The sequence below is a fragment of the Cupriavidus sp. NPDC089707 genome, assembly GCF_044748965.1.
Classification (GTDB): domain Bacteria; phylum Pseudomonadota; class Gammaproteobacteria; order Burkholderiales; family Burkholderiaceae; genus Cupriavidus.
On sequence record NZ_JBIVHB010000001.1, the window covers coordinates 345,509 to 358,592 of the forward strand.

11 protein-coding genes are annotated in these 13,084 nt (G+C 67.8%); 7 read left to right on the top strand and 4 right to left on the bottom strand.

What is annotated here, in order from left to right; genetic code table 11:
• Positions 1-260: 260 nt before the first annotated feature.
• The 3 genes from ACIP1U_RS01650 to ACIP1U_RS01660 all read right to left on the bottom strand — a co-directional run bounded on the left by ACIP1U_RS01650 (position 261) and on the right by ACIP1U_RS01660 (position 2,636).
• Positions 261-1,016, bottom strand: coding sequence for a PIG-L deacetylase family protein (locus tag ACIP1U_RS01650; protein ID WP_400310894.1), 756 nt, complete (start codon positions 1,014-1,016; stop codon positions 261-263).
• A gap of 145 nt (positions 1,017-1,161) precedes the next feature.
• The gene (locus ACIP1U_RS01655) at positions 1,162-1,665 is read right to left on the bottom strand and encodes a hypothetical protein (RefSeq protein WP_400310897.1); all 504 of its coding nucleotides are present in this window, start codon (positions 1,663-1,665) and stop codon (positions 1,162-1,164) included.
• A 311-nt stretch (positions 1,666-1,976) separates the two neighbouring features.
• Positions 1,977-2,636 carry a recombinase family protein gene (locus ACIP1U_RS01660; RefSeq protein WP_400310899.1) on the bottom strand — a complete coding sequence of 220 codons (660 nt, stop codon included), beginning with the start codon at positions 2,634-2,636 and terminating at the stop codon, positions 1,977-1,979.
• Between the two features lie 788 nt (positions 2,637-3,424).
• On the opposite strand from ACIP1U_RS01660, the gene ACIP1U_RS01665 reads away from it, so the two are divergent.
• Positions 3,425-5,128 carry a hemagglutinin gene (locus ACIP1U_RS01665; RefSeq protein ID WP_400310902.1) on the top strand — a complete coding sequence of 568 codons (1,704 nt, stop codon included), beginning with the start codon at positions 3,425-3,427 and terminating at the stop codon, positions 5,126-5,128.
• Between the two features lie 200 nt (positions 5,129-5,328).
• Positions 5,329-5,658, top strand: coding sequence for a ferredoxin FdxA (gene fdxA, locus ACIP1U_RS01670; RefSeq protein WP_151072797.1), 330 nt, complete (start codon positions 5,329-5,331; stop codon positions 5,656-5,658).
• Here fdxA and ACIP1U_RS01675 read toward each other — a convergent pair.
• Positions 5,655-6,749, bottom strand: coding sequence for a substrate-binding domain-containing protein (locus tag ACIP1U_RS01675; RefSeq protein ID WP_400310904.1), 1,095 nt, complete (start codon positions 6,747-6,749; stop codon positions 5,655-5,657). The genes fdxA and ACIP1U_RS01675 overlap by 4 nt on opposite strands.
• 158 nt (positions 6,750-6,907) lie before the next feature.
• On the opposite strand from ACIP1U_RS01675, the gene ACIP1U_RS01680 reads away from it, so the two are divergent.
• The 5 genes from ACIP1U_RS01680 to ACIP1U_RS01700 are packed head-to-tail and all read left to right on the top strand — an operon-like array spanning position 6,908 to position 13,076.
• Positions 6,908-7,426: a formate dehydrogenase subunit gamma gene (locus tag ACIP1U_RS01680; RefSeq protein ID WP_400310906.1), complete on the top strand. Its 519-nt coding sequence runs from the start codon at positions 6,908-6,910 to the stop codon at positions 7,424-7,426.
• Positions 7,423-9,012 (top strand): formate dehydrogenase beta subunit, encoded by a 1,590-nt coding sequence (locus ACIP1U_RS01685; protein WP_400310909.1) that lies wholly within the window; start codon positions 7,423-7,425, stop codon positions 9,010-9,012. Before ACIP1U_RS01680 ends, ACIP1U_RS01685 begins: the two co-directional genes overlap by 4 nt.
• A 42-nt stretch (positions 9,013-9,054) precedes the next feature.
• Positions 9,055-11,958 (top strand): formate dehydrogenase subunit alpha, encoded by a 2,904-nt coding sequence (gene fdhF / locus ACIP1U_RS01690; RefSeq protein WP_400310912.1) that lies wholly within the window; start codon positions 9,055-9,057, stop codon positions 11,956-11,958.
• 15 nt (positions 11,959-11,973) lie between these two features.
• On the top strand, positions 11,974-12,855 hold the full coding sequence (fdhD, locus tag ACIP1U_RS01695) for a formate dehydrogenase accessory sulfurtransferase FdhD (RefSeq protein ID WP_400310914.1): 882 nt from the start codon (positions 11,974-11,976) through the stop codon (positions 12,853-12,855).
• Positions 12,852-13,076 (top strand): formate dehydrogenase subunit delta, encoded by a 225-nt coding sequence (locus ACIP1U_RS01700; protein ID WP_400310917.1) that lies wholly within the window; start codon positions 12,852-12,854, stop codon positions 13,074-13,076. Before fdhD ends, ACIP1U_RS01700 begins: the two co-directional genes overlap by 4 nt.
• The last annotated feature ends 8 nt before the right edge of the window (positions 13,077-13,084 follow it).

Below are 13,084 nucleotides of genomic sequence, written 5' to 3' on the forward strand. Positions count from 1 at the left end.
CTGGCGGTTGGGGCGCATGGCCCCGCTAGCGGATGCGCAGCAGGTTCCGCGCCATGCGCAGCGGGCACGCATGCCCCGGCAATCGATAGCGCCCCGTCCCGCCGCATTGCCGCGGAGCTATTCCGCGCGATCTGGCGTTCCCGCCTCGCGTGGTGGTGGTATCGCTGCTGCTGCTGCTGCTGCTGGCCAAGGCCTGCGCGGTCGAGGTGCCGCGCGGCATGCAAGGGTTTGTCAGCAGGCATCGGTATCAGAAAGGGGAATCAGCCTTGCGCGGGCTCGCCGGCTGACAGCGACCAATAGCGCTCCGGTGCGCACAGGTCGCACAGCTGCGCTGCGCCGAGCATCTGCATCTGGCTCTGGTAGGCATTGACCGCGTAGCTCTTCTGCGCGAGGTGCTGGTTGACGGGCAGGTTGACGGGGGTCGCGTGCAGGCCCGCACGCAGGCATTCGGCCAGCCGTTGCTGCAGCACACCGGGCAGCCGGCGGTAGATCGCGTCTTCGTAGTACAGCCACTGCACCGGCAGCGTCGGTGTCGCTTGTCCGCGCGAGGGCACCAGCAGCGCCGCCCACGCAGACGCGCGCGCCTGCGCCGCGTGCATCAGCAGGCGGCAGGCGTCATGCGCCAGCACGTGATCGGAATGGAACAGGCCGAGCGGCGCAACCACCATGCCGTTGGTCTGCGTCAGCAGGACGCGCTGCAGGCTGTCGGCGATCTCGCGCGGCGTATGGCGGCGGCCGTACTGGCCGTCCCAGAAATCGAGCCAAACAGGCTGCGCGCCTAGCATGCCAAGCGCGCGGTTGTCCTCGCGCCGGCGCGCGAGCACCGCCTGCTCGGCGCTGTCGAAGCCCGCGGCGCGGTCCCAGTCCGATGCTGCCACGCCGGCGGCCGGGACGCCGGCGAAGACTGTCACCACGCGCGCGCGGTGTGCCGCGGCGATCAGGCCGCCGCAGCTGAACACCGCGTCATCCAGGTGCGGGGAAATCACCGTCACCGGGCCGGCTATGTCAGTCACCATCGAATCACCATTCAGGCTGCGCGCCAGCGAAATATCGGGGCAGCGCCGGTGCGGGTCGTCGGCGGCCAGGGGCGTATCTCAACCGGCAAATGCGGACCGGTGGCGCGCAGCACTTCCTGGCGTCTCGGTGTGCCGCCACATCCGTTCAGCGCTTGTCGTGGGTTCGGCCACGGACAATGCCGTTGCCGTTGCCGTTGCCGCTGCCATGGCCGTCATGCGCCGCGCCCGGGCCTTCGCTCACGGATGTACCGGCCGAGACCGTGCAGCAGACCAGGTAGTACGCCCGTTTCAGCGCTATCGCGGCCTGTACTTTCGAGCCGGCTCCGGCACTGGCAAACGCCTCGTGCAAGTAGTGGTCGATGCTGTCGGCGGTGCCATGCTGTTCGAACAGGCCCACAGGCCGCTGCGCCCACAGTGTGAGCAGGACCCGTCGGCGTTGCGCCATCGTGTGCGAGGGCCACACCTGGTCGCGGCTCAGCAGCTCCAGGCGGGTCGCCAACAGGGTCTCAAGGAGCAGGGTGGGCCGCGCAGCACGCGTGGCGGCAGCGGGGGGCGGTAACGCCGGTACATGCACCGGTACGTGCGCGGAGGCTGCGCCAACCGCAGGCTCGGTTGCCGCAGGCGCGTCGTGATGCAGGAAGAAGGTCATGGTGGTGGGGCGGCGCCCGCGTCTGCCACCCATGCGAAGCATGACGTTGCGCCGCGGTGCCGGAGTCTGGTTGCGCTTGCGCGCTCACTGGCAGCGCTGCAAGGAGCGTTCCAACGTGTCACCGAGACGGCAGGCGCGGCGCCTGCCAGAGCGGCGCCTAAGCTGCGGGGAATATTGCAACGTTGCGCGTAAATCCGGCGCGGGCGTTCGTGCCGGCCGCGCGAAGTTTTCTGGTGTCGCGCTTCATGGGATCTCGGTTTGGCTTCAGGCCGCTGCCCGCAGCGGGAGTGGGGCGATCGGCAGACTGCCGTCTACTCCGTGGTGGATACCTCTGCCGGCACTTCGGACGCGGCAGCGGCGCCGGTGTCGGACGGCTGGACGATGGCCGGTGCCGGCGCGCCCGCCGCACGTATGCGCAGCACGGTCTGGCGCGAGGTGTTGAAGCGCCGCGCGGTTTCGCTGACCGACTTGCCTTCCGCCAGCGAGCGCAGAATGGCATCGCGCTCGTCGGGCTTGTGCTTGGGCGGGCGTCCAACCGCCCGGCCCATGGCCTTGGCCGCCGCCAGGCTGTCGCGCACGCGCGCACTGCGCGTGCTGCCCTCCAGCGCGGCCACTGCGCGCAGCACCATGACAGCCTCCGGCGGTGCGGCGCTGGCCAGGTTGGCGCGGCTGAGCTGCACGCAATGCAGCGCCACCCCGAGCAGGCGGAACCTTCGGATGGTGCCCAGCACTTCCTGCACGCTCCAGCCCAGGCAACTCAGCTGCATCGTCACCAGGGTATCGCCGGCCTGCACCCGTTGCAGCAGCGACAGCAGCCGCGGCCGCTCGGCCGCGGGCACCGAGGCCGGCTCGCACTCCCAGAAAGCGCGGCGCAGGTCGACGGTATAGCCGGCCCGGTCGGCTATGCGCAATTCGTCTGCCATCGTTTCGAGGTCACGGGCGCGGTTCGAGTAGATGAAGGTAGACGTCATGAGGATTCCTCGTTCTGGTTTTCGTCTCCGGTCGCAAGGCTCGGCGTCCCTCCGGGCCAAGTCCGGCAGGCGATCTGTTTCTTCTGATAGCAAAACTCGTCCCAGCAGCAGGGAGCGGCAAGATAGAGACGGTTAACGTGCGCATGTGTGCATTTCTGGCGTGTACTTAAAGCAAGTCTTACGTACCCGTTCAGGACGCCCAGCGTGGCCGGACGCCCACACCCACGGCAATCACGATTACCAGCGGCATCTCCACGGCGAAGAGCTGGCGATGAGCGCAGCACTATTTCGGCCATCTCGTTCACGGCACGGTGCGCGCGGGGGCCGACGGGCTGTTTGCAGCGTCCGGTTTGGTCGAGCACGCCGGCACGCCGGTGAACAGTTCCGGACCACTGGGTTGCCTCCCGACGCGCGAAGTGCCATTGCCGAAGGCGTTGCCTGGGTAAGGTCTGGGCCGACATGAGCGTGCGCGGCTACACCGGCCTGCGTAAGGCTTTCACTGTCGGCTGCCGGCCTTGTTCGTGAGTTCGATGGCAGGCGGACGGCGCGCGCCTTGGCGGGCACAAATAACAACACTTCGCGCAGGAATTGCAATGATCGCCGTGCGCGCGTACTGGATCCGTGCCGCTATTGCACCCGTTAGCCCGCGCGCCTCGTTACCTGCCCCGCCAGGCAGGCTGTGGCGCGCGCGCCACGCGTCGATCACCGTCCCCCGGATGCAATCTGCCTGGACCACAATGTGCGCCCACAGAACCTCTTTCGTCTCGAATTCAAGGAGTTGCGCCGATATGCCCCGGATTGCCGATGGTGTGCACCTGTCCGTGAACCTGCTAACCGCCGTTGTGGCGGCGGCGCTGCTGGCCGGTTGCGGCGGCGGGGGCGACGATGAGGCACCGTCTCAGCCGCCTGCCGCCAACACCGGGACCAGCGCGGCGGCGCCGCTGCTGGTCACCGGACTGGACCCCGCCTGTACCGGTTGCGGCGCGCTCAGTGGCGCCGCCTACGCCGGCAGCGGCACCGGTATCTGGCAGCAGCGCAACACCACCGGGGCGGATATCGACGTCAGGTTCGCAATCGCCGGGCTGGCGGGCCAGTCGTTGTCGCTGATGCTCACCAATACCAGCGGTTGGGCTACCACGCTGCCGTCGTTCCAGCCCGCGGTGCTGGCTGATACGGTCACTGGCCTATCGACGCGCGCGCTGGCCAGCGTCAGCGCGCCGGCTGCTTCCGGCGGCGCTGACGCCGAGGCCACGCAGCGCGACATTGCGGACTTCAACCGCAGCGGCTGGGCCGAGCGCGCCGCCGCGGCCGGGCAGCAGCGCAGCGTGATGAGCGCCCCCGCCCCGCAGCCGGCGATGCTGTCGTCCACGCGCGGCTGGTACCACACCGACAAGACCACGCGCACGGCCAGCCTGGTGCGCCAGGCCACCACCAGCGACGGCGTGACGGTCAATGTGTGGGTGGAAGACACGGAATACGCACCAAACCGCGTGCAGCTGCCGCTGGTCGATGCGCTTGCCGAAACCTTCACCGGCGCCGCGGGCAGCCCTGGCGTGTATGGCATGCTGAAGTCCGTCGGCGGCCCGCTGTGGGGACCGCACAATTTCGGCAGCACGCTGATCGCCGGTACCGGCCAGCCGATCGATATCGTGATCCTCAATTTCGATCGCAACAGCCGGCCCTTCGGCATGGTCGGCTACTTCTGGGGCCTGCATAACCTGCGCCGCTCGGTCGAGGCCAACAGCAATGAATCGGTGTCGCTGTACCTGGATGCCGAAACCCTGTACCTCGGCGGCGAGGCCGGCTTGCAGGCGATGAAGATGGTGATGGCGCACGAGGGCATGCATATGCAGAACTTCTACCGTCGCGGCGTGCTGATGGGGCCATCGTATGCGTTCCAGGACTGGCTGGAAGAGATGACGGCCATGATGATGGAGGACTTCGCCAGCCACACCATCGACAGCAGTTTCAACAATATCCGCGACGTGCGCATGCCCGACTACGTGCGCACCAACAGCAGCAACTGCAACCTGTTCCAGTTCACCGGCTTCGGGCAGTCCTGCGAGAGCTATTCGGTATCGGGCAGCTTTGGCGGCTTCCTCAACCGCCAGCTCGGGCTGGCCTTCTTCAAGGACCTGCTGGCGCGCAACGGCAGCACCGATTCGAAGACCGTATTGGCTGATGCGATCGCCAGCGCGCAGCCGGGCACGACGCTGGCCGACCAGATGCGGCGCTGGGCGGTGAGCGCCAACACGCTGCTGCCGAATCCCGGCCTGCCGGGCGGCTACGGCTACCCGGCGCGCATCGAAGGCGGCTTCACGCTGCGGGCGATCGACCTCCAGGCCTATCTGCCGCTACGCCCGGCCTCGTCGCCGCAGTCCACGCTGGCCGCCTACGGGAGTTACCTGGTGCGCACCGGCGCGGTCAGCGGCACCTACACCAACACCGTGCGCGTGCCGGCCGGTGCCGTGCTGTCGGTGGTGGCCTACTGAAGCCGCGCGCAGCAGCAGCGGAACAGAAGCGGAACAGAAGCGGAACAGGCGGAACAGGCGGAACAGGCGGAACAGGCGGAACAGAAGCGGCGCGGGGCGGACTTCAGTCGATTTGAAGGAGTCGCACAAGGTGCCACGCCCCGCGCCGCTTGCCAGGGGGCTACGATGGCGCGGTCTTTATCGTCGTACCGCGTTTGCCCATGACCTTTGTCGTGACGGATGCCTGCATCCAGTGCCGCCACACCGATTGCGTCGAAGTCTGCCCGATGACATGTTTTCACGAAGGGCCCAACTTCCTCGCCATCGACCCCGACCAGTGCATCGACTGCTCGATGTGCGTGCCGATGTGCCCGGTGGGGGCCATCTATTCCGAGCATGACCTGCCCGACGACAAGCGCCATTTCATCGCGCTGAACGCCGAGCTGTCGCGCCGGCCGGACTGGCCGCCGCTGCTGCAGGCCAAGGGCCCGATCGCGGGCCACGAGCAATGGGCGGATCATCCTGACCGCCTGGCGCTGCTGGCGCGCTAGCGCGTGCCGGCGTAGTCGGGAAACGCTTCACCGAGCGTCAGCACGCTGCCGGTCAACGCGCCGTCATAGCCCGGCAGTGCATTGACACGCTGGCGGAACGCCTCGCTGGTCAGCGCGCCGACCGCGCCGGACAGCGCCGCGCTGCGCAGCATCGATTTTTCGATGGCGAAGAAGTAGCGCTCCTTGATGATCGGCTCGAACCCCAGCCCGAAGCGCCGCGCCGCGGTTTCCACGCCGAAGCCCACATCCGCCATGCCGCTGCCGATATACGCCGCCACCGCGGCGTGGGTGAACTCGCCGTTGCTGTAGCCCTCGATCCGTGCCGGGTCGATATTGCGCGCGGCCAGCATCAGGTCGAGCAGCAGCCGCGTGCCCGAGCCCACCTGCCGGTTGACGAAGCGCACCTCGCGCCGGGTCAGGTCTTCCAGCGCGCGGATCCCGAGCGGGTTGCCCGGGCGCACGAACAGCCCCTGGCTGCGCACCGCCAGGTGCACCAGGCAGTGCGTGTCGGGCTTGAGCCAGGTGGTGAAGTGGCGCCACATGCCATGCTCGAACTCGCCCACCGGCACATGGAAGCCGGCGATATCGCACGCGCCTTCGGCCAGTGCCGCCACCGCCTCGACGCTGCCGCAGTACTTCAGGTCGTGCCGCACGTGCTGCTCGTCGAGGAAATCGCGCAGCGCCGCCACCGCGAAGCCATGGCTGGCATGCAGCCGTACCGCCGCCCCGGACTGCTCCATCAGCTTCTTCAGTTCGATTTCCAGCTCGGAGGCCAGGCTGTCCAGCGTCGGCGACAGCCGCGCGCCGATGCGCTTGCTGGCCCACACCAGTTGCTGCGCCAGCGGCGTCAGCGCGCTGCCGCGTCCGCGGGTCTTGTCGATCAGCGGGCCGCCGAACAGGGCCTCGGCATCGCGCAGGATGCCCCAGGCGTAGCGGTACGACAGCGACACCGCCTGCGCGGAGTGACTGATGCTGCCCGATTCCTCGATATGGCCCAGCAAGGCGACCAGCCGCGACACGTCGAGGGCCTCGGCGTCGGGGGTGCCGTCGTCGCGGATTTGCAGGTGGGGGAGGATCGAGATGCGAAGCATATGAAAAAAATAGCTTATTGATGGACCGTTGTCACTCTCATATATTGCATCCACGGGCCAAACGGCAGGGCTGAAGGCTCGTAAATAGGAAAAAAATAGCATATAGAGGGATCCCGGCGGCCATGCTGCGAGCCCCAGCGACCCCCACAGGAGACGCCATGCCAGATACTGCTCCCAACGCCCAGGCCTGCGCCGCCGCGATCGACGCCATCGTGGCCGCGCGGCAAGACATGCCGGGCGCATTGCTGCCGATCCTGCACGAGATCCAGGACACGCAGGGCCATATCCCCGACGCAGCCGTCCCGGTGATCGCGCGCGCGCTGAACCTGTCGCGCGCCGAGGTGCATGGCGTGATCACCTTCTACCACCACTTCCGCCAGCAGCCGGCCGGCCGCCATGTGATCCAGGTGTGCCGCGCCGAAGCGTGCCAGGCGGTCGGCGCCGAGGCGCTGGCTGAGCACGCCAGGCGCTCGTTGGGGTGCGGCTTCCATGAAACCACCGCCGACGGCGCGATCACGCTGGAGCCGGTGTACTGCCTGGGCCAGTGCGCGTGCGGCCCGGCCGTGATGGTCGGCGAGCGGCTGCACGGCTATGTCGACGCGAAGCGCTTCGATGCGCTGGTCCAATCGCTGCGCGAAGCGCAGGCCGCCAACGAAACCGCGGAGGTCCAGGCATGAGCGCCACGGTCAACACCATCTTCGTGCCGCGCGATTCCACCGCGCTGGCGCTGGGCGCCGATGAGGTGGCCCGTGCGATCGAACGCGAGGCGGCCCGCCGCGGCGAAGCGGTGCGCATCGTCCGCAATGGCTCGCGCGGCATGTTCTGGCTGGAGCCGCTGGTCGAAGTGCAGACCGAAGCGGGGCGCGTGGCCTATGGCCCGGTCAGCGCGGCCGACGTGCCGGCGCTGTTTGACGCCGGCCTGCTGCAGGGCGGCGCGCATGCGCTGGCGCATGGCCTGACCGAAGAGATCCCGTTCCTGAAGAAGCAAGAACGCCTGACCTTTGCCCGCATCGGCATCACCGACCCGCTGTCGCTGGACGACTACCGCGCGCATGAGGGCTTCGCCGGACTGGAGCGCGCGCTGTCGATGGCGCCCGCCGAGATCGTGCAGGAAGTCACCGATTCCGGCCTGCGCGGCCGCGGCGGCGCCGCCTTCCCGACCGGCATCAAGTGGAAGACGGTGCTGGGCGCGCAGTCGGCCATCAAGTACATCGTCTGCAATGCCGACGAAGGCGACTCGGGTACGTTCTCCGACCGCATGGTGATGGAAGACGACCCGTTCATGCTGATCGAAGGCATGACCATCGCCGGCCTCGCGGTGGGCGCCGAGCAGGGCTACATCTACTGCCGTTCCGAATACCCCCACGCCATCGCCGTGCTGGAAAGCGCGATCGCCATCGCCAGCGCGGCCGGCTGGCTGGGCGACGATCTCCGCGGCAGCGGCAAGCGCTTCCGCCTTGAAGTGCGCAAGGGTGCGGGCGCCTATGTCTGCGGCGAGGAAACCGCGCTGCTGGAAAGCCTGGAAGGCAAGCGCGGCGTGGTGCGCGCCAAGCCGCCGCTGCCGGCGCTGGAGGGTTTGTTCGGCAAGCCCACGGTGATCAACAACGTGATCTCGCTGGCCACCGTGCCGGTGATCCTGGCGCGCGGCGCGCAGTACTACCGCGACTACGGCATGGGCCGTTCGCGCGGCACGCTGCCGTTCCAGCTGGCCGGGAACATCAAGCAGGGCGGGCTGGTGGAAAAGGCGTTCGGCGTCACGCTGCGCGAGCTGCTGGTCGACTACGGCGGCGGCACCCGCAGCGGCCGCGCCATCCGCGCGGTGCAGGTGGGCGGACCGCTGGGCGCCTACCTGCCGGAGTCGCGCTTCGACGTGCCGCTGGACTACGAGGCCTATGCCGCGTTCGGCGGCGTGGTCGGCCACGGCGGCATCGTGGTGTTCGACGAGACCGTCGACATGGCAAAACAGGCGCGCTACGCGATGGAGTTCTGCGCGATCGAATCCTGCGGCAAGTGCACGCCGTGCCGGATCGGCTCGACCCGCGGCGTCGAGGTGATGGACCGCATCATCGCCGGCGAGGAGCCGCAGGAAAGCGTCATCCGGCACGTCAAGCTCGTGCGCGACCTGTGCGACACCATGCTCTACGGCTCGCTCTGCGCGATGGGCGGCATGACGCCGTACCCGGTGCTGTCCGCGCTCAATGAATTCCCCGAGGACTTCGGCCTCGCCCCTAATCGGACCACTGCGCCGGCCAAGGCGGCTTAAGCCGACAGCGTCTGACGCCAGAACAGAACACGGGAGACAAACATGGACTGCCGCGATGTGATCGACTTCGGTACCCCCGCCAGCGAATCGACCGAGATGGTCACCCTTGAAGTCGATGGCGTCAGCGTCACCGTGCCCGCCGGCACGTCGGTGATGCGCGCCGCGATGGAAGCCGAGATCGCCGTGCCCAAGCTGTGCGCGACCGACAGCCTCAAGGCCTTCGGCTCGTGCCGCCTGTGCCTGGTCGAGATCGAAGGGCGCCGCGGCTATCCGGCCTCGTGCACCACGCCGGTGGAGGCCGGCATGAAGGTGAAGACCCAGAGCGACAAGCTCGCCGATCTGCGCCGCGGCGTGATGGAACTGTATATCTCCGACCACCCGCTCGACTGCCTGACCTGCCCGACCAACGGCAACTGCGAACTGCAGGACATGGCCGGCGTGGTGGGGCTGCGCGAGGTGCGCTACAACGATGGTGGGCCTGACGTTGGCACAAGCGCAAAGCCCATCGCCACGCACACCGCGCTGAAGAAGGACGAATCGAATCCCTACTTCACCTATGACGCCTCGAAGTGCATCGTCTGCAACCGCTGCGTGCGCGCCTGCGAGGAAACGCAAGGCACTTTCGCGCTGACCATCAGCGGCCGCGGCTTTGATTCCCGCGTCTCGCCCGGCACCAGCCAGTCATTCATGGAATCGGACTGCGTCTCGTGCGGCGCCTGCGTGCAGGCTTGCCCGACCGCGACGCTGACCGAGACCTCGGTGATCAAGCTGGGCCAGGCCTCGCACAGCACCGTCACCACCTGCGCGTACTGCGGCGTGGGCTGCTCGTTCAAGGCCGAGATGAAGGGCAACGAAGTCGTGCGCATGGTCCCCTACAAGGACGGCAAGGCCAACGAGGGCCACGCCTGCGTCAAGGGCCGCTTTGCCTGGGGCTATGCCACGCACAAGGACCGCATCCTCAAGCCGATGATCCGTGCGAAGATCACCGACCCGTGGCGCGAAGTGTCGTGGGAGGAGGCCATCGGCTACGCCGCGTCGGAGTTCAAGCGCATCCAGGCGAAGCACGGCAAGGATTCCATCGGCGGCATCGTGTCGTCGCGCTGCACCAACGAAGAGGGCTACCTGGTGCAGAAGCTGGTACGCGCCGCCTTCGGCAACAACAATGTCGACACCTGTGCGCGCGTGTGCCATTCGCCCACCGGCTATGGCCTGAAGCAAACGCTGGGCGAATCGGCCGGCACGCAGACCTTCAAGTCGGTGGAGAAGGCCGACGTCATCATGGTGATCGGCGCCAACCCGACCGACGGCCACCCGGTCTTTGCCTCGCGCATGAAGAAGCGCCTGCGCGCCGGCGCCAAGCTGATCGTGGTCGATCCGCGCCGTATCGACCTGGTCGACTCGCCGCATATCCGTGCCGACTACCACCTGCAACTGCGTCCGGGCACCAACGTCGCACTGGTGACGTCGCTGGCGCATGTGATCGTCACCGAAGGACTGCTCAACGAAGCCTTTATCGCCGAGCGCTGCGAGGACCGCGCGTTCAACCAGTGGCGCGATTTTGTCGCGCTGCCGGAGAACTCGCCCGAGGCAATGGAAAGCGTCACCGGTATTCCCGCAGATCAGCTGCGCGCCGCCGCGCGCCTGTACGCCACCGGCGGCAACGCCGCGATCTACTACGGCCTGGGCGTCACCGAGCATGCGCAGGGTTCGACCACCGTGATGGGCATCGCCAACCTGGCCATGGCCACCGGCAATATCGGCCGCGAAGGCGTGGGTGTGAACCCGCTGCGCGGGCAGAACAACGTGCAGGGCTCGTGCGATATCGGCTCGTTCCCGCATGAACTGCCGGGCTATCGCCACGTGTCGGACTCGACCGTGCGCGGCCTGTTCGAATCCGCGTGGAATGTGGAGATCAGCCCCGAGCCGGGCCTGCGCATCCCCAACATGTTCGAGGCCGCGCTGGCCGGCAGCTTCATGGGCCTGTACTGCCAGGGCGAGGACATCGTCCAGTCGGACCCGAACACGCAGCACGTGTCCGAGGCGCTGTCGTCGATGGAATGCATCGTGGTCCAGGACATCTTCCTGAACGAGACCGCCAAGTACGCGCACGTGTTCCTGCCGGGCTCGTCGTTCCTGGAAAAGGATGGCACCTTCACCAACGCAGAGCGCCGCATCTCGCGCGTGCGCAAGGTGATGCCGCCCAAGGCCGGCTACGCCGACTGGGAAACCACCATCCTGCTGGCCAACGCGCTCGGCTACCCGATGGACTACACCCACCCGTCGCAGATCATGGACGAGATCGCGCGCCTGACGCCGACGTTCTCGGGCGTCAGCTACAAGCGGCTGGACCAGCTGGGCAGCATCCAGTGGCCGTGCAACGCCGACGCGCCGGAAGGCACGCCGACCATGCATATCGACGCCTTCGTGCGCGGCAAGGGCAAGTTCATCATCACCAAGTACGTGCCGACCACCGAGAAGATCACGCGCGCCTTCCCGCTGATCCTGACCACCGGCCGCATCCTGTCGCAGTACAACGTGGGCGCGCAGACGCGGCGCACGGACAACGTCTACTGGCACGCCGAGGACCGGCTGGAAATCCATCCGCACGACGCGGAAGAGCGCGGCATCAAGGACGGCGACTGGGTCGGCGTGCAGAGCCGCGCGGGCGATACGGTGCTGCGGGCCATCGTCAGCGAACGCATGCAGCCGGGCGTGGTCTACACCACCTTCCACTTCCCGGAATCCGGCGCCAACGTGATCACCACCGACAACTCCGACTGGGCCACCAACTGCCCGGAATACAAGGTCACCGCGGTGCAGGTGATGCCGGTTGCGCAGCCGTCGGCCTGGCAGCAGCAGTACCAGGACTTCAACACGCAGCAGCTGCAGTTGCTGGAAGCTGCCAGCGCGGACCCGACACAAACCGCGGCGCAGGCCGCAAACTGAGCGGAGGGCGACATCATGATGCGCTGCATGCAGTCACCGCAGGCCCCTCCCGACGCGTCGGCTGCGCTGGACGAGATGCCGACCCACAGCACCTTTGCCGTCAGCCGCTGGCGGCAGGGCGAGATCTCGCTCAGCCCCGACGAGGTGGCCGAGGAGGTGCCGGTCGCGCTGGAATACAACGGCATCTCGCATGCGGTGATGCTCGCCACGCCGGCCGACCTGGAGGACTTCGCGCTCGGCTTCAGCCTGAGCGAAGGCATCGTGTCGACGGCGCGCGATGTCTATGACATCGAAGTCGACATGCGCGAGCACGGCATCGCGGTGCGGCTGGAAATCGCCTCGGAAGCGTTCATGCAGCTGAAGGACCGTCGCCGCTCGCTGGCGGGGCGCACCGGCTGCGGGCTGTGCGGCACCGAATCGCTGGAGCAGGTGATGCGCGCGCCGGCGCCGGTGCGCAGCAATGCCGGCTTCCATACCGACGTGATCCAGGCCGCGTTCGTGCAGCTCCAGCTGCGGCAGGCACTGCAGCGCCACACCGGCGCCACGCACGCCGCCGCATGGCTGCGTGCCGATGGCCACGTATCGCTGGTGCGCGAAGACGTGGGGCGCCACAACGCGCTCGACAAGCTGGCCGGCGCGCTCGCGCGCAGCGGCGAGGACATTGCCACGGGCGCCGTGCTGGTCACCAGCCGCGCCAGCTACGAAATGGTGCTGAAGACCGCCGCCATCGGCGCCGGCGTACTGGCGGCAGTGTCGGCGCCGACCGCGCTGGCGGTGCGGCTGGCCGAGCAGACCAATATCACGCTGGCCGGGTTCGTGCGCGCCGGCGCGCACGTGGTCTATGCCCATCCACAGCGCCTGCAACACGGCCTGCAACACGAAGCGAGCCTCGCATGAACGTCGAGAACCTGATCACCATGGCCAACCAGATCGGCAGCTTCTTCGAGGCGATGCCCGATCGCGAAGAGGCCGTTTCCGATATCGCCGGACATATCAAGCGCTTCTGGGAGCCGCGCATGCGCAGGGCGTTGCTGGGACACGTCGACAGCGAATCCGGCCTCGGGCTGGATGCGATCGTGCAGGAGGCGCTGGCGCGGCACCGGAGCGTGCTGGAGTAGAAAGGCGC